This window comes from Ferruginibacter albus (genome assembly GCF_020042285.1).
Lineage (GTDB): Bacteria > Bacteroidota > Bacteroidia > Chitinophagales > Chitinophagaceae > Ferruginibacter > Ferruginibacter albus.
Genome location: NZ_CP083388.1, coordinates 438,967 through 456,853, shown reverse-complemented (window position 1 = coordinate 456,853; position 17,887 = coordinate 438,967). Strand labels below are relative to the sequence as shown.

16 protein-coding genes are annotated in these 17,887 nt (G+C 38.5%); 1 reads left to right on the top strand and 15 read right to left on the bottom strand.

Annotated features, from left to right (window positions below; genetic code table 11):
• Nucleotides 1-145 precede the first annotated feature (145 nt).
• The 10 genes from K9M53_RS02075 to K9M53_RS02030 all read right to left on the bottom strand — a co-directional run bounded on the left by K9M53_RS02075 (nt 146) and on the right by K9M53_RS02030 (nt 9,602).
• Nucleotides 146-856 (bottom strand): YebC/PmpR family DNA-binding transcriptional regulator, encoded by a 711-nt coding sequence (locus K9M53_RS02075; RefSeq protein WP_224017531.1) that lies wholly within the window; start codon nt 854-856, stop codon nt 146-148.
• A gap of 79 nt (nt 857-935) precedes the next feature.
• Nucleotides 936-2,087 (bottom strand): PepSY-associated TM helix domain-containing protein, encoded by a 1,152-nt coding sequence (locus tag K9M53_RS02070; protein ID WP_224017529.1) that lies wholly within the window; start codon nt 2,085-2,087, stop codon nt 936-938.
• 8 nt (nt 2,088-2,095) lie between these two features.
• Nucleotides 2,096-2,416: a DUF6686 family protein gene (locus K9M53_RS02065; protein ID WP_224017527.1), complete on the bottom strand. Its 321-nt coding sequence runs from the start codon at nt 2,414-2,416 to the stop codon at nt 2,096-2,098.
• A gap of 211 nt (nt 2,417-2,627) precedes the next feature.
• Nucleotides 2,628-3,476 (bottom strand): DUF6263 family protein, encoded by an 849-nt coding sequence (locus tag K9M53_RS02060; protein WP_224017525.1) that lies wholly within the window; start codon nt 3,474-3,476, stop codon nt 2,628-2,630.
• Nucleotides 3,477-3,542: 66 nt separating this feature from the next.
• Nucleotides 3,543-4,772, bottom strand: a complete 1,230-nt coding sequence (locus tag K9M53_RS02055) for an isocitrate dehydrogenase (NADP(+)) (protein ID WP_224017523.1) — start codon at nt 4,770-4,772, stop codon at nt 3,543-3,545.
• Between the two features lie 148 nt (nt 4,773-4,920).
• A complete protein-coding gene (locus tag K9M53_RS02050) occupies nt 4,921-6,135 on the bottom strand; it encodes an MFS transporter (protein ID WP_224017521.1) in 1,215 nt (404 codons plus the stop codon).
• Between the two features lie 130 nt (nt 6,136-6,265).
• Complete coding sequence (locus K9M53_RS02045) at nt 6,266-6,754, bottom strand: hypothetical protein (protein WP_224017519.1); 489 nt, start codon at nt 6,752-6,754, stop codon at nt 6,266-6,268.
• Nucleotides 6,755-6,861: 107 nt separating this feature from the next.
• Nucleotides 6,862-7,539: a hypothetical protein gene (locus K9M53_RS02040; RefSeq protein WP_224017517.1), complete on the bottom strand. Its 678-nt coding sequence runs from the start codon at nt 7,537-7,539 to the stop codon at nt 6,862-6,864.
• A 711-nt stretch (nt 7,540-8,250) separates the two neighbouring features.
• Entirely contained in the window at nt 8,251-8,595 is a 345-nt protein-coding gene (locus K9M53_RS02035) for a nuclear transport factor 2 family protein (RefSeq protein ID WP_224017515.1), read from the bottom strand.
• A 167-nt stretch (nt 8,596-8,762) separates the two neighbouring features.
• On the bottom strand, nt 8,763-9,602 hold the full coding sequence (locus K9M53_RS02030) for a hypothetical protein (protein WP_224017513.1): 840 nt from the start codon (nt 9,600-9,602) through the stop codon (nt 8,763-8,765).
• Between the two features lie 416 nt (nt 9,603-10,018).
• Here K9M53_RS02030 and K9M53_RS02025 point away from each other — a divergent pair, with 416 nt between their 5' ends.
• A complete protein-coding gene (locus tag K9M53_RS02025) occupies nt 10,019-10,384 on the top strand; it encodes a hypothetical protein (RefSeq protein WP_224017511.1) in 366 nt (121 codons plus the stop codon).
• 138 nt (nt 10,385-10,522) lie between these two features.
• Here K9M53_RS02025 and K9M53_RS02020 read toward each other — a convergent pair whose 3' ends face one another.
• The 5 genes from K9M53_RS02020 to K9M53_RS02000 form a co-directional block, all read right to left on the bottom strand.
• Nucleotides 10,523-11,548 (bottom strand): hypothetical protein, encoded by a 1,026-nt coding sequence (locus tag K9M53_RS02020; protein WP_224017509.1) that lies wholly within the window; start codon nt 11,546-11,548, stop codon nt 10,523-10,525.
• A gap of 176 nt (nt 11,549-11,724) precedes the next feature.
• A complete protein-coding gene (locus K9M53_RS02015; RefSeq protein WP_224017507.1) occupies nt 11,725-12,102 on the bottom strand; it encodes a hypothetical protein in 378 nt (125 codons plus the stop codon).
• Between the two features lie 832 nt (nt 12,103-12,934).
• Complete coding sequence (locus tag K9M53_RS02010; protein WP_224017504.1) at nt 12,935-13,999, bottom strand: hypothetical protein; 1,065 nt, start codon at nt 13,997-13,999, stop codon at nt 12,935-12,937.
• 197 nt (nt 14,000-14,196) lie between these two features.
• On the bottom strand, nt 14,197-15,834 hold the full coding sequence (locus K9M53_RS02005; protein WP_224017502.1) for a pyruvate dehydrogenase complex dihydrolipoamide acetyltransferase: 1,638 nt from the start codon (nt 15,832-15,834) through the stop codon (nt 14,197-14,199).
• Between the two features lie 195 nt (nt 15,835-16,029).
• A complete protein-coding gene (locus K9M53_RS02000; protein ID WP_224017500.1) occupies nt 16,030-17,826 on the bottom strand; it encodes a DNA polymerase III subunit gamma/tau in 1,797 nt (598 codons plus the stop codon).
• Nucleotides 17,827-17,887: the final 61 nt, after the last annotated feature.

Here is a 17,887-nt window from a genome sequence, read left to right as displayed (position 1 = left end):
CGCAAAGATAAACGGAGAAGGTTTAGCAACCGAATTTTTTGTATAAAACCTGCACCAAGCCTGTGCAAATAACTTTTCTTTAGCAGATAACCGTACTAAAAAAGCCGGCAACAAACCGGCTTTAAAAAATTCAAGATACTACGTTCTATTTCAGATTGTGATATACTTTTTGAACGTCGTCATCCTGTTCCAGCATATCGATCATTTTCAGTACTTCGTTCGATTGTTCTTCGTTCAACTCTACCGTATTGGCAGGAATACGCGTTAATTCAGCGCTTACCACTTCAATGCCCTTTTCTTCCAATGCCTTGCTCATATTGCCAAATTCATTGTAAGCAGTACGAACAATGATATTGCCTTCGCTGTCTTCCCCGATTTCTTCCAATCCAAAATCAATAAGGTCTAATTCAAGCTCATCAATGTTTTGCCCCTTATTTTTTAACTTAAACTCACCCATACGATTAAACGTAAAGGCAACACTTCCACTCGTTCCTAAAGCTCCGTGTCCTTTGGTAAAGTGCATGCGCACATTCGCAACTGTTCTTGTTGAATTATCCGTGGCTGTTTCTACCATTACTGCTACACCATGTGGACCATACCCTTCATACACGATCTCTTCATAATCCGTTTTGTCTTTCCCCATCGCTCTTTTAATAGCCGCTTCCACACGATCTTTCGGCATATTTACCGCCTTGGCATTAAGGTAGCAACGGCGCAAAGCAGGGTTATTATCAGGATCCGGACCACCGGCTTTAACAGCAATGGCTATCTCTTTACCGATACGGGTAAACTGTTTGGCCATTTTATCCCAGCGGGCAAACATGGTGCTTTTTCTAACTTCAAAAATTCTTCCCATAAAATTTTAATTGACTACAATAAGCGGCTGCAAATTTAGGGAAATAAAATTTTTGCAGGTGCAAGACATAGGAGGCTTTTTAATGGATAGTGGTGGCCGGCTTTTTCCTTCGCTTGCCTAGCCAAATAATAAAACCTGTAACAGGTAAAGACGCTGCAATCAACGCAGCCAGGAATGCAATGATCTTTCCGGGAATACCACCAATTGCGCCTACATGAATATCATAATTCATATAGATCAACCGCTCACCGGCATTGGCTTCTTTATAATTTTTTTTATGCAAGAATTTACCGGTGTATTGATCAAATTTCAATTCATCGTATTTATAATACACATCAGCATCAGCATAACCGGTAATATCAATCGTTGCATCTTTTCCGTTTACAGGTTCAATATTCCATACACTTGTGCCGGGTAATCGTTTCACAGCAGCGGCGTAAGCAATATCATAAGGGTTTTGTGTAGTGGGTATTACCGGTGTATTTGACTTTACTTCGATGTGTACAGGAGGCGTTATCGAACGGGAAGCAATAACGTACACGGTTGTCTGAAACCAGTTCAAAGCCCATACCATGCCGGTTAATGCAATCACTAATGAAATGATCAGACTATAAAAGCCCAATACATTATGCAGGTCATAATTCAATCGTTTGAACCTTGCTTTCCATTTTATTGTAAACGCCTGCTCTTTAGTATGTTTATTCCATCGTTTGGGCCACCATAAGATGAACCCGCTAATCAAAAGAAGGACAAAGACCAACGTACTATAGCCAACAATTGGCTGCCCATATTTTGTATTCAACAATAAACTCCAATGAATGTATTTTACAATGTTGAAGAAATTGTATTTATAGTCTAAAATGCCCGTTATATGACCGTCATAAGGATCTATAAAAACCGATCGATAATACTCCGCTACACCGAAATAAGTAAGCGCAGTATCATTGGTTTTATAAGCCATGAACTCCCAGGCACGATCAGGCGCTTTATAGGTAGTAACATATTTAACCGGTTGATCACCTAATGCTGCCTGGGCTTTTGCCTGCAATGTGCTTAAAGGAAGAACGGTTGTTTGCTTTGGTTCGATAAAAAAAGTTTTCTTCCAAACCACTTCAGATATTTCTTTTTGAAAAACGAACAAGCAGCCGGTAATAGCAATTATAAAAACAATGAGCCCGGATGCAAGTCCGAGCCAAAGGTGAATTTTTCCTATAGCTTTTTTAAACGACATTCAGGCAATCATTCAAATAGATCCAAAAGTGCCAATGCTTTTATTTCACTGTCGGCGTTTTCCAACATAGCATGTAGCTTCTGCAATTCCTGTTGTGTGAGCAAGATTTTTACGCCGGTATAAGGAGTGGGTATGATAATACTTTTTACAAGCTGGTTCGTTTGTATTTCTGTATTCAATTTTTTCTTTACAATGGCCAGCAGGATATCAAAATCCTTTTCATTAACAGTAAGCATGGTGCTCGCAAAGCCTACCTGGAAATGATCGCATTTTTTACAACGCACTACGTAGCCATCATCACTAAAATACAATTGCTGAAATTGACACATGAGAGATCGATTTGTACAAACGTCCTTTTTTTCTTTCAACATGGCTATCAAAAAAAGGAAAATGATTTACGAAAAGAGAAATAATACCAATTTTTAAAAGACCTTCTTCGACAAACGAAGATTGATAGCCTTTAGAAGTTTGTCATTCAAACTCTTTTTAAATAAAAATGCCCGGAACCTGCCGGGCATTCTATACTAAGAGAAACGTTATTTAATTGCCCGTCAATGCATAATTTCCTTTCAATATCATTGCAAATTTCTGATCAGCCACCTGCATCTCGGCATTAATGCCCATTGTATAATTCGCATTGTGCATATACCCCCCATTGATCATATTTATAGAAAGCGTTCCTTTCTCATCTCCATCCATCTTAAGCGGCAATTCCGTTCCCTGGACGCTTATGCTGCCTGAACTGCTGATCACTGCACTTAAACCGATGGAAGCCAAATTATCTTTCACATCCAACAAAGAATACGTAAAATCAACGATCATATTGATACCATTTATATTTACATTGGCATTGCTTTTCCAGCTATCGCCGATCTTCACCGGTGTAGAAGGATACATGCTAAACATCATTCCAAAAAGATTACTCACCTGCTCTTTTGAAAACATGTTTTTTGCCATTGTACGATAGGTTTCATTTGTCTCATTATTCAGCAATTCAGTTAACCCAACTACTTCCATTACCTGGTTATCTTTTGATAATTTCAATACAATGGATCTTCCGACAAATTTGTTTTCAATAATATCCATTGCACTATCTGAATTATGTGCAGATAAGTAACTATTCCGCATCTTCATTTTTTTATAGGTCATTTGCAATTGCTTAAATCCCATGCTGTCATTTGGAAGCACTTTGAATAAGCATCGTATATCCGCATTGATGGTCATAGTCATGTCCTGTGCAGGCATGTTCATGTCCAGATCCATTTTTGTAGCATAGTTGAATGTATCTCCTACATTCATTCGCATTTTTATAGTGTATGCCTGCGAAAAACCTGCATAACAAAACACACTCAACAACAACGATAAAATACTTATTCTTACTAAACGCATAAATAAAAGTTTACAATAAATAAAGGCAACAATGAATTGTTGCCTTTACATGATATGATCAATATCTTACGCCAATTTCTTTTTTAAATTTTCATCAATAGCATCTAAAAATTCCTCGGTGTACAAATAATGTTCACCATGATTTACTTTATTGCCATGAATACAAACAGCCAGGTCTTTTGTCATCTTGCCGCTTTCAACTGTTTCAATACAAACAGCTTCCAATGCATTGCTGAAATCGATCAACGCCTGGTTGCCATCTAACTTTCCACGAAATGCTAAACCTCTTGTCCATGCAAAGATGGATGCAATGGGATTAGTAGAAGTTGGTTTGCCTTTTTGATGATCGCGGTAGTGACGTGTTACAGTACCGTGTGCAGCTTCTGCTTCCAATGTTTTTCCATCAGGAGTAACCAATACAGAGGTCATCAAGCCTAAAGAGCCAAAGCCTTGTGCAACGGTATCGCTTTGTACATCGCCATCATAATTTTTACAAGCCCAAACAAAGTTGCCATTCCATTTTAATGCAGATGCCACCATGTCATCAATTAAACGATGTTCATATACAATGCCTGCTTCATCAAACTTTGCTTTGAATTCATTTTGATAGATATCTTCAAAAATATCTTTAAAACGACCATCGTATTTTTTAAGAATGGTATTTTTAGTAGAAAGATATAACGGCCATTTTTTGCTCAAAGCCATATTAAAACAGCTTCTTGCAAAACCTATAATACTTTCATCTGTATTGTACATGCTCATTGCAACGCCATCACCTTTAAAATTATATACTTCAAACGTTTGTACAGCGCCGCCATCTTCAGGAGTAAAGGTCATAGTTAATTTTCCTTTGCCTTTAATAACGGTATCGGTTGCACGGTATTGATCACCAAATGCATGACGACCCACAATGATCGGTGCCGTCCAGTTAGTAACCAAACGTGGTACGTTTTGCATCACTATTGGCTCACGAAAAACAGTGCCATCCAAAATATTACGGATAGTTCCGTTTGGCGATTTCCACATTTGCTTTAAGTTGAATTCCTTTACACGAGCTTCATCCGGTGTAATAGTTGCGCATTTGATACCCACGCCATATTGTTTGATAGCGTTAGCAGAATCAATGGTAACCTGGTCGTTGGTAGCATCACGATGTTCAACGCCTAAGTCAAAATATTTTATATCAACTTCCACGTAAGGAAGGATCAGTTTGTCTTTAATAAATTTCCAGATAATACGAGTCATCTCGTCACCATCCAGTTCTACCACGGGATTTGCTACTTTTATTTTTGCCATTTGAGATTTTTTTTTAAGTGAGCAAAAGTAACGATAATCAGCATTGTTGTGTCACTCCCTTGTACTTTTTCAACAATAATTGAGTAATTTTTTCCCGAAATCGTTTGCGGAAGCTTGAAGAGAAAGGAACTATATTAAGATATGAAGTTTATTCTACTATTTCCGGCACTAACTTTTTCATCATCATTCTTTTTAGAACAACGGCAGAGATCAATACGAATAGGATACCAACAACAGCTTCGGCAACCAGCATATATTTGCTGCTATGCTTATCATGTATCCATCCATCAAAAGCTGTCATATACATTACCGGCAAATTACCAAATGATGAAAGCAGTGAATATTTAGTAGAAGCATTCTTTTTACCAATGGCATATAACAGCATAGAAGAAAATGCAGCATACGCCATGCCTGTAGTAAAATTATATGCCAATACACCACCGGTGTACACATCAGGATGGTAAGGCAATAAAGCCATTATCACTGTAACCAGCGCACACAACACACCTATTCCCAAGTAAGCTACCCAGTTGCCAAAACGATCAGCAATGAAACCTCCGGCAATACTGCCGACACCACCAACAATTCCACCTACTATACCTGTAACCAGGGCGACCCTATCTGCACTGGCTTTCCAATCATCTGCAATAGCCGACCAAACGTTATTCGCTGCCCCGGAACCGATCGGTAATAAGATCAATATAATAACAAATAACACTATTGGTATTTTTATCATTTCTAGCAAATCCTTCCCCATTAAGCCTAATTCCCCTTCAAAGCTTTTCTCTTTATCACTTGCTACATCCTGTATCAGCAATACAACCAAACCTGATAAAATACACATCACACATAGCCCAATAGCAGCAATCGTTATGTTATAATGACTAGCGAGCCATAATCCCACGCCACCCCCCAATCCGGTTCCTCCTACATTGCCTGCCTGGAACCATCCCGAAGCTCTTCCTTTATGATGCGCTTCAATACGATTGGCCATAAAACCTCCAACAGGCAGCATCACAAATGTTCCCGCCACCTGTGATACAAAAACCAAAACAGTTAACAGTATAGTATCTTTTGGATTAAAATGAATAAAGCAAAGCGCCAGCAACGTAATAATGGTAGCCAATACTGCTATACCATACCATTTACGAAGAGTAAGCGTAAGATCGGCAAGCGGACCCCAAACAAATCGCCAAATATTTGCCGATACACCTGCCGCTGCAATTATTGTTGCTGCAGTAACAGAAAAACCACGGTGTGTGAGCAGGTATGGCAAGGTAACGGTCACAAAACCGCTGCTGATACCTGTAGGTAATACTAAAAAAAGAAAATAAAATGGTTTAGTATAGGTTGGTTTTGGCATGGTCTGTTAGTTGAAATACCAATTTAAGATTTATACTGACCAAATGTTGCTTTGAATGAACTTTATATTTTAAGCTACATAAAAACAAAGCGGCATAAAGCCGCTTTGAAATGAATATTATTTTGGTTGCTTATTTTTCTTTTTCCATTTTTGAAAAATCGCCGTACATGCCTTCAAAATCTATTTTACCTGCGCTGTTAAAACCGTCGAATTGTACAAAATCAACTTTTACGGTAGCTCCTGTTCGTTTTGATTTACCTACCCATGTCCACCAGGATTGAACGATCTTGGAATCGTGGTCTTTATAATGTAAATAATCAGGATAACCTACGGTCAATACTTTAATGCTGTCGTAAAACTTAAAATCTGTGCTCCACATTTTTATGGCATCTGCAATGCCAATAGGTTTATCCATACCCGATGCCCAGAATTTTGCAGTGTCTGAATAAATTTTACCGAAAGCCGCATTGTCCTGTTTTACATAAGCGTTCATAGAATTATTTACCATGTCGATATAGGGATGTGTGATGTAGATGATTCCATTTTCTTTCATTTCCTGTGAAAAGGCATTTGCTCCTAAAAGAAGGAACAGACTGAAGATCACAATTAACTTTTTCATGTTTGTAAGTTTTTATGGTTGACCTACAAGATAACCTAATAAAACAGTAATTGCTAATGGTTTTTTGAGAGAGGATAAGCCATAATAATGCATGCATTTTGACGCCTTTACTCCAACTTGATATCAACGCTATTGGCATTGGAAGTAGTGGTTGTTTTGCCGGGGTTAATTCTATCGATAGAGATACCATCCTGTTCGATCAGGTATTTTTTAAGCGCATCGAGTCTTTCATCTGCCAATCGTTGAAGCGTTTTCTTATAATCTGCATATACGGTAAGCCGTATGATCGTTGAAGGACATTCTTTTGCCATGCCTGAAATACTATCCAGCTGCTTTTTGGTTTGTTCCGATAACACAATGCTGTTCTCTTCAAAATACATTTTTAACGATGCGTGCTTTATTTCATCACAATGGTGCTGAGGGCAACAGCATTGCACGGGTTTATAAAGTGTAATCATATAATCGGTGTTTGCCATTACCGGATGATAACTTCTTACTTCCGTTACCAAACTATCGTAGCTTATAAAGATGCTTTGGGGTATTACTTTTTCTTTTTTTAAGGAGAAAGAAAATTGCCCGTTACCATCTGTAAAATAAGCATCTCCAAATACAGTTTTTACAGTAGCATTTGCAAGCGGAGTGCCTGCTTCATTTTTTACTAAGCCGGTAATGGTAACCTCTTCCGGAAATTTAATATCGGGTGATGTGATAACGATGTCTTGCGCAATAGCGATATTAACAGTTACCAATGCAAGAATGCTAAAGAATAATTTTTTTGCTTTCATATATAATAATGCAGGATGAAATAATTCTGAATGAATAATTTCTTCTACATTTTATATAACTGTGTAAGAAAGAAAAAGGGTTGGGTAAGATCTTTATTTTTTGAAGTATTAGAAATTCAGTCTGAGTTTGTCAAAGACGGATTTTCATAAAACTTGTTTTCTAAAATTAAAATGCATTTAATTCAAAGCATTCGCCTCCACAGCCGCGGGGCTGCGTAACTGCAACGGCGCTGCTTCTGCTTCTTTGAAAAAAATATGCTGCGCATTTTTTTCAATACCGCCTGCGGCGGCACCGAAACAAAAGAGGCGCCTTATGCAGTTACTGGTGAAAAAGGGAGGATGAAGTAATGAAATATTTTATTAAAATGGTTCGTGGGACACGAACCAAGGCAAATGAATATTATACTGTATAAAACTAAGAATAGAATTATTAATGTTGAAGCTACAGTAGTGCAAAAGCTGAATATAGCTGTACCGACAAACGGGCCGTATATCGTTTGTCGGCGGCTTTTTTGGTTACTTTTTTTCCGCAAAAAAAGTAACATAAGAAAATTGCGGGTAAAATAATCTTATTGATGCTGTACAAAGCTTTAAAGCTCAGACTGACAACTTTTCGAAATGTTGGAGTGGTAGCTTTTTGTCATGTTGAGCCTGGCGAAACGTGGCAAAAAGCGGCGATGATTAATTATTGATAGAATTTAAACGCTTCTATTATTTTTCAATATCCATTTGTTGTATCAAACCATTGTTGAAAGTATAGATATGCTTTACAATTCCATCGAAAACAATAGTGCCTTGCAGATCTTTTACTGTTTGCTGTACTTCTACTTCTACGCGACCATCGGGGAGTTGTGTAATGTTAATAGGCTCTACAATGGGATCGACCTCTTTCCATTGCCTTGTCCAGTACTCTCTCAGTTCATCATGACCGGTTACATAACCGCCCTCCCAACCGTTTGACCAATGTACATTGGGTTGCAGTAAGGATAATACGGTATCAATATCACGGGCATTGAAAGATGCGTAGGCTTTTTGGAGGAGTTGTTGGTATTGCAAAGAGATAAATTTTAGAAAGCCGAAGTTACATGTTTACTGTTGTTGGTGAGGCGATCAACAACAGCCGAAAATGATCTTATTGATGCTGTACAAACTTTGAAGCTTTCGCCTCACAGCCGGTGGGGCTGCGCATTTTTGTCGAATCCTCTTTTAAAATAAAAATAGGATCAATAAACTCTATGCCCGTTAAAGCTGGTAAGGTATGTTCCTGTAACCGTTTGCGTACTGGAAGATGATTGTGAAGCTTGCACAATAATGGCTTCTCCTGTAGTTAATTTTTCATCCATAGATACCTGTGTAGTTAATGTGCCCGAAAAGCCGGCAGGAACAATGGTTTGCGATCTGCCAACAGCAGTGGCAAAGGAACCTGCACCAATAATAGTAATAATAGGATAAGCAGTAGCGTTAGCAGTTACCGACCATACCAAGGTAACATCAAAATGATAAACACCGGCAACGGGCGCTACATAACTAGATGTGGTGGTATTAAAATAAAGCCCATCATTATAATCGTAGGTAGGGAAGCTAATAGTATAATAAGCGCTTCCGCTAAAGATAGATTGATTAGAGTTTGCATAAGCTTTAAATCCCTTGAAATAGGCGGGTAGCGCTTGCCAGGTAGCATTTCCAAATTCATCGCTGGTTAATACATCTCCATAATCAGGTGTGCCTATTTTCAACTTTACGGTACCTTCTACATCCAGTTTTGCTGCAGGAGTAGTAGTGCCAATACCTACATTATTAAGCGTATCCAGCGTTATGGCTGCTAAGCCGTTATTGGTAGCAAAATTAAGATTGTCTTTTGTATGGGTTTGCACATACGCATTATGCGAAGCAACATAAAAACCCACTCGTGTAGTGCTATCGGCACTTTCCTGCGTAATACCTAACCCATTTACCCTGACAGTAAATTTATTGATAGGTGCTGCAGTTCCAATACCAACGTTTTGTGCTTGCGCTGTTAAAATAAAAAGGAAACCGGGGATAAATGTAAAAAGCAGTTTCATGTTTTTTTTCTTAAATCTAATTCTTTAAAATGAATTTTTATAGCAACGAATGAGATTTCAATTGCTTTGCTGCAAGTGCTTTTGATCTATTAAACAGGATGGTTTTTTTGATGTAAGTTCTCTTAATTCGAATTGCAAACAACAATAAAAGCCTTCGCCTCCACAGCCGCGGGGCTGCGTAACTGCAACGGCGCTGCTTCTGCTTCTTTGAAAAAAATATGCTGCGCATTTTTTTCAATACCGCCTGTGGTGGCACCGAAACAAAAGAGGCACCTTATGCAGTTACTGGTGAAAAAGGGAGGATGAAGTAATGAAATATTTTATTAAAATGGTTCGTGGGACACGAATCAAGGCAAAGAGACTTTCTTTAAGGCTGCATTAGCAGCCTTTTAGTAGGTTTGTATAAATTATAATCTATGACCTTTATACACTTTACACTTGTTACTACTTTATTCTTTTCTTTGAATGCTTCTGCACAAAATGACACATCAAAATTATCTCAATCTAAAGAAAAGTTAATCAATGCAGTTTGTGATTGCATTTCCAAAACCGATACCAACTCTGTCAATAATAATAATGATGCAGAACGAATGCTCACAAAATGTGTAACGGATAATTTAGACATGCTTATAGGATATGCGCAGGAAAAAACAAAAAAAGATATCTCTAATCTTACAGAAGAAGATCTTAAAAGTGTAAGTAAGGAAGTTGCTGCCTTAGTTTATTCAAATTGTCCTGCAATGGCCGCCATGGTTCATCGTGTAAAATCTAAAAACAAATAGCATTAAAAAATTGAATTACATGGTCTAACAGGTATATAGTTACCTCAGGCGACCAACAACGGCGGAAGCATCAGTAAAAAAGGGGGTAAAGCAAGATATCTTGCTTTACCCCCTTTTAATTTTTTAATAATTTAAAATTTATTTTACAAAGATAGAGTATGCAGAAGAAGTGTTTGTTCCATCAGTAAGATCGGTCCTTACTCCGTTTTTCCAGTAAGCTGCTCTTTCATTACTCATTCCTAATTGATCAGGATAAAAGCCACCACATATATACATATCATTTCCTGAAAAACACATGGAATAAGCATATCCGCGTTCCGTATTAGGATTTGCCAGGTTATTTATAGTGCCGTTTTTCCAATATGCAGGAATGGCACTACCTGTATAGCCGGCAATGTAAACATCATTATTTACAACACATATTGCTTTGGGTGAGCCTCCATCTCCTCCTGCAAGGTTAGTTGCAATTCCGTTTTTCCAATAAATGGAATGCGGTGTTTGATTTAAACCAGACTCGTCTCCCACAACATATACATCATTACCTACCACGCAAATTGAATTAGCATTGCCATAATTATCTACAAAAGGCAGGTAAACCGGTACGCCGTTTTTCCAATAAACGGGTTTACCATCAACCGATGTGCCAACTACATACACGTCATTACCTACCACTTGTATGGCTCGAGCCTGCAATCCATTTTGTAAAACAGTTTCCACACCGTTTTTCCAGTATTTGGCAACATAATCTGCTCCTCCTCCGTCTTCGTATCCTACTACATAAAAATCGTTACCCGATATATAAGCAAATCTTGCATCACCACTTTGATGGTCGGCGACAGAAAGCCTGGTAGGTGTTCCGTTTTTCCAATACTTAATTATTTCTCCTTCGGCACCGGCTATATAAATGTCTGTATTGGTAACAATTATTCCTTTTGCTTGTGCAAAAGAGCCTGTATGCGTAAGACTGTCGATAGTGCCGTTTTTCCAATAAGTGGCAACATTATTGGAAGTGCCTGCAATATACACGCCGCTTTCAACAGTGCCGCCAGAACCGGGCGGGTTGCCGGTGTCACTATTTTTGCTGCAACCGGTAAACATAATTGCTGCCAGCAATACAGCGATAAGGTTTTTTGGAGAGATTGTTTTGATGCATTTGAAATTCATAATCAGTTGTTTTAGTATAATAATAATGAGAGTGCTATCACATCCTTATAAGATATTTCTTTTTTCAAAGAAAGGTTGGGTTAAAAATAAATTGAATTATATTATGTGAAGTTTTTATTAATAAAAAAAGCCCTCATCTTTCGATGAAGGCTTTACCTTATAAACATTCCTCAACCTTATTCTTTGTTCTTTTTGGCTTTTGGCGTATCATCTACTACGAAACCCCAATCACCAAGCGCTTTGGGATTGTTAGTGTATTTACCTTTTAAAAGATTTTTACTTGCTATCACAATGCCGTTAATTTCAGTAAGCATGGCATCTCGATCCCGATAAGCCTTTTCGGCATCCTTAGCCAATTGCTCCGCTTCTTCGTGCTTGGCAAGACAGGTGTTAATTTTTGGACCGGTAACCGCCCAATCTAAACCATCTTCTAAAGAAAGTAAAATAGAAGCGTTACCATCTGCCTGGTGTTTGGTGTACACGTTTTCAGCCAGTTTAAGAGATTCTCTTGCATTTGTAGAAAGCACTACCCTGCCTTTTGTTTTTGTAGCCATGAAATTTAGTTTTAATTGTTAGTGAATGGATCTAAAGATCAAGTTGATCAAACTACAGATAGTAAAAGCAACTGACACGCTGCGATAGCTGATACGAAAAAGGTTGACATTTATCTAAGAAATGTACATTTTAACAGTAAAGTTGCCGGTTCTTATGATGAAGTTGCAGAGTTGTGCATGCAAGTCGTGGACTTTGACGATAAAGTCGGTGGTTTTATCGTCAAAGTCGGTAAGTTTTGCTATCAAATTCCCACTGTGATAGTAAAAGTCGACGACTTTTGCGATAAAATCGTGGGGTTTGATATCAAACTCTACGATTTGTGCGATGAAAACGTAGTTTTTTGCGTGAAAGTGGAAATTAGAAGCATTTGTATTTAAAAGAAGATATAGAATAGTATACTGTATAAATTATAAGAGCAGAATTATTGATGTTGAGTTTACAGTAGTACAAAAGTTACATCAGGGAACCAACCCCAAAAAGGGATGTAATCTTTTTCGGGCGGCTTTTTTTGGTTACTTTTTTTTCCGCAAAAAAAAGTAACAGAAAAGAATTGCAATTTATTGATGATGTTTGAAGTTTGAAGCTTTCGCCTCCTCTGCCGGCGGGGCAGCGTAACTTCAACGGCGCTGCTTTTGCTTCTTTGAAAAAAATATGCTGCGCATTTTTTTCAATACCGCCTTCGGCGATACCGAACCAAAAGAGGCGCCTTATGCAGTTACTGGTGAAGATGCGAAGAAGAGGTAATGAAAATGTATTTTATTAAAATGGTTCGTGAGACACGAACCAAGGCGAATGGTTCTTGGACACGAACCAAGGCGAAGGAAATAATTATTATTTTTTATCCTTTGATTTAATAACCACACCAAAAGATTTATTTGAAACCTTATAATCTTTTTTTAATTGCTCTTTACTAATAACTTTTAGTTCTATAAAATTATCATCATTAATACTGTAAAGGTCTCCTTCATAATTATCTTCAAGAACTTTATCATTTAATATATATGTTACTTTCTTTTCAATTTCTAAAGAAGTGATTGAGTTTTTGTAGTCTTCCGATTTCAATTTAAAATAATTCCAATAAGCATCTCTTGCAAATTCTTTTGTATAAATATAAATTAAGCCATTCTTTGCGTCTTTTCCGCCTAGCCTAATAGCATTTGAATCTTTAAATACTCTTACTAAAGCAATCTCATTTTGCGTAAGTCCTGAATTTTCTAAAAAACTTTTGTTAGTACGTATATCATCCAGGAAGTACATAGGTTCATCAGGAGCAAATAATTGTATTGAATTATTTTTATTGAAAACACTATAACACGAAATAAACACGTCAATAGCATCTACAGGGCGATTTAAATAATACGCTTCATCTAATGGGTATTGTGGCTTTTTATTTACATCGATTTTTAGAAAAAAAGAAATAGTATCATTTGTATATGTCCAATAATCTGAACAACCTCGTGAAGACCATTTAAAAAGTGGTTCAGGATACTGCTTAATTAAATCTTTCAGTAATAAATTATTCAAATTAATAGGAGTACCATCAGGAAGTTTTCCTACAAATTGTTTAGTAAGTCTAAATTTACTTATATAACCTTCATTTGGGTCTTTTTGAAAAATTATGCCGGGATATTGTTCTGTGTAATAACCTTTGCCATTTGTATAACGAGAATCTCCGCCACTCCCACATCTTTTTCCGAAATCCATTTCCTCTATAGCTGTCTCTTTTAAATCTTTATATGATGACTGTAAGTTGCTTAAAGTTGTTTTGCACAAGCAAAATTGATTGATAGTTATTTTTTTCTCCAATAAACTATCTATTTCATTTGTAGAATTGGTTTGTGATTTTGATTGCGTAAAGCAGAAGAATAAAGCTGATAATAAAACTACTTGCTTCATGATTGTCTGGATTGTATTTTACGATTGAAGATATGATAAGATGAGGAAGAAAAATATGGAGTATAATATTGCTTAATAGAATTTTTCCCTACAAGTGAGTGACACAACGATGCTCCACAAAGAACAAATGCCCACTTCCCAAAAACAAAAAAGCGAAGCTTTTTAAAACTTCGCTTTCAATAACTATGCAGTGGAAATTATACCAGCATGGTAACCGGGTTTTCCAAATACTTTTTCAATGTTTGTAAAAAGGCTGCACCAACGGCGCCATCAACACTGCGGTGGTCGCAGCTAAGGGTAACTTTCATAAAGCTGCTTACACCAAAACCATCGCCTTTTTTCACTACGGTTTCTTTAATAGCGCCTACAGCCAATATAGCGCTGTTCGGCGGGTTAATGATGGCAGTAAAATGTTCAATGTCCATCATTCCCAAATTAGATACGGCAAATGTGCCACCGCTGAATTCAGCAGGCTGTATCTTTTTATCTTTTGCTTTTTGATATAAAGCTTTTGCATCGGCAGCGATCTGCGACAATGATTTCTGGTCGGCAAAACGTATCACCGGAACGATCAATCCATCCGGCAATGCTAATGCAGAACCAATATGTATGTGCTGGTTATGACGAACCGTATCGCCCAGCCAGCTGCTGTTTACATCAGGATGTACACGCAATGCCATAGCGCAGGCTTTGATCACCATATCGTTGAACGATACCTTTACCGGGCTTACTTCGTTTATCGCTGCACGGGAGGTAATGGCATTGTCCATATTTATTTCCATCGTTAGATAGAAATGCGGCGCTGTGAACATGCTTTCGCTTAAGCGGCGGGCAATGGTTTTGCGCATTTGCGTAACAGGCGTATCGGTAAAGCCTTCCTGTCCAACCGGTGCAAAGGCTTGTACAGCTGCAGCCGGTTTACCTTCTGCCGTTTGACGTTTCTCGTCTGCAGGCTTATAGCTATCAACATCTTTTTTAGTAACTCTCCCATTATCGCCACTCCCGGTAACTTTAGAAATATCTATTCCTTTATCGGCGGCTAATTTTTTTGCAAGAGGAGAGGCTTTTATTCTTCCGTTAGAAGATGGGGCAGGTTCAGCGGTGGGTTGTGGTGCGGATGGTGCAGGTGTTGCTGTTTGTGCGGCGGGAGCTGCGGTGGCTGCAGGTGCAGCGGCGGCATTATTGGCTCCTGATTTTTCTGCGGCTACATAAGCGCTGACATCAGTTCCGGGCTTACCGACTATCGCAATGATGTCGTTTACCTTAGCGGCTTGTCCGGCTTCTACACCTACATATAATAAAGTGCCTTCTTCGTACCCTACTACTTCCATCGTAGCTTTATCGGTTTCCACGTCGGCTAATACATCGTCTGCTTTTACCGCGTCGCCTACTTTTTTATTCCACGATACGATCTTTCCTTCTGTCATAGTATCGCTTAACAGCGGCATTCTTATTTCTTTTGCGCCGGCGGGTAAGGCAACTTTTGCAGCAGCAGGAGCGGCGGTTGGGGCTGCTGCCGGAGCCGGAGTGGCTGCAGGTGCAGCGGCGGGAGAAGCCTGTGCGGCATCGCCACCTAATAATCCTTTATAGTCTTCGCCTTCTTTACCTACAACAGCTAAGATGCCGTCAACCTTGGCGGCTTTGCCTTTTTCAACACCAATATATAATAAAGTGCCCTCTACATAATTTTCGAGCTCCATGGTGGCTTTATCGGTTTCTACATCGGCAAGAACGTCGCCGGGTTTTACCTTGTCGCCAACTTTTTTATGCCATTCAGAAATCACACCTTCTGTCATGGTATCGCTCATAAGGGGCATTCGTATTACTTCAGCCATAATATTCAGGGATATTTTTTATAAATGAGGTTCGAAATTACTGCAAATCTGTTGGAAAACCCAAAGGTTATAATGGTAACGTTTCCGAAGGGAGAAGGCAAGGAGTTAAGGAGGCATTGAGGCAGCAAGGTTAAAGAGCCAATAAGGCAACAGGGAAAGGCAAAACTTGTTGCCTCGTTGGCTTAGTGCCTGCTTTTAAAAATCCAATTCTAATCGTAATCTATCCTTGAGCTCTTTTACTAAGGGATATTCTTCAATAATGCGGAGGTATTGTTCTTTGGTATTTAAAGGTCGGGGTTCTTCTTTGCCTGTTTTTTCTCTTTCTATTACCTGTATTTGATACGTAAGCAAGCGGTTGCCGAAGTAATCCTGTAAGTAAACGATCAGCTCTGCCCGTTCATTTTCAACAAAGCTTTTATGTATTTCGCTTTCTGTAATGATGTTAATGGAATTTTCATCTATTACTTTCAGCGTAGCTAATTTAAAATTGGTAACAGCAGAGTGATTTTTTCTTTCTCTTAATTTTTCAATGAAGATGCCCCAGCAGGCATACAACTCTTCTTCGGTTAATTGTTTGGCTAATGTATTGTTGCTTTTATTTTGCTGCGCAACTTTATTGCGGATGGCTTTTAAAGAAGATAACCCGGCACTGGTAGCTGGTTGTTCGGTAGCAGCAGTTTGGGGTTTCGACGTTTCAAACTTAGGAGCAGGAATTGATGATTCCTTTGGTTGTTCAATAATTAATTTAGCTTCATTTTGAGAAGGCTTAACACTTGTTGCCTTGTTACCTTCCTGCCTTGTTGCCTCTCTTATTGGCAACGCTCTAAATGCTACTGCCTTTGTTGAATCAATCAGTTTTTTTTTACTTACACCGCCTTCGTTGCTTACCAATTCCAATGCCTGCTGCAAATAGCAAAGCTTGATGATGGTGAGCTCTACATGCAACCGTTTGTTGCGGGCTTGCTTGTAATTAATGCCTGCTTCGTTTAAAATATTTAAAGCACTGATGATATAAGAGGGCGCAATTTTTTGTGCTGTTTGCAAATACTTTTGTTTAAAGTCTTCTGCTACTTCTAACAGCATGGCAACTTTCGCATCTTTACTTACCAATAAGTTGCGGAGAAATTCTGCAAAGCCTTCCAATACGGTGTCACCTTCAAAGCCTTTACGGTTTATTTCGTCGTACATCAGCATAGCATCTGCTAAATTCTGTTGCTGCAGGCTATCCAATAATTTAAAATAGTAATCTTCATCTAAAATATTAAGATGCTCTAAGGTGTTTTGATAAGTGAGTTGTCCGCCGGTAAAGCTTACGATCTTATCCATGATGCTGAGCGCATCTCTCATACAACCTTCGCTCTTTTGCGCAATGATGTGCAATGCAGATTTTTCAGCAGTTACTGCTTCTTTGTCACAGATCTCCTGCAGATGCTCAACCGTATCATTGTTGGTAATACGTTTAAAGTCGAATATCTGGCAACGACTTAAAATGGTTGGAAGTATTTTATGTTTTTCTGTTGTTGCTAAGATGAAAATGGCATAAGGCGGCGGTTCTTCCAACGTTTTTAAAAAGGCATTGAATGCAGAAGCGCTTAACATGTGCACCTCGTCCACGATATATACTTTGTATTTACCGGCTTGTGGCGCAAAGCGAACCTGTTCTACCAATGAACGGATATCATCTACGGAGTTATTGCTTGCCGCATCCAGCTCATGTATATTTAAAGAGATGCCTGCATCGAACGAAACACAGGAGTTGCAAGTGTTGCAAGCTTCGCCGTCTTTTGTCTGGTTTTCACAATTGATCGTTTTAGCTAATATTCTTGCACAGGTTGTTTTACCAACGCCACGTGGACCGCAAAACAAAAAGGCGTGTGCCAGCTGATTATTTTTGATGGCGTTCTTTAAAGTGGTGGTAATATGCGCTTGTCCTACAACAGTAGAAAAATTTTGCGGACGATACTTACGTGCTGAAACAATGAATTTATCCATACAATGATTGCAAGTTAATAAAAACAATGAGAGTTCTTATTAGTGTTTTTCCTGTTACTTT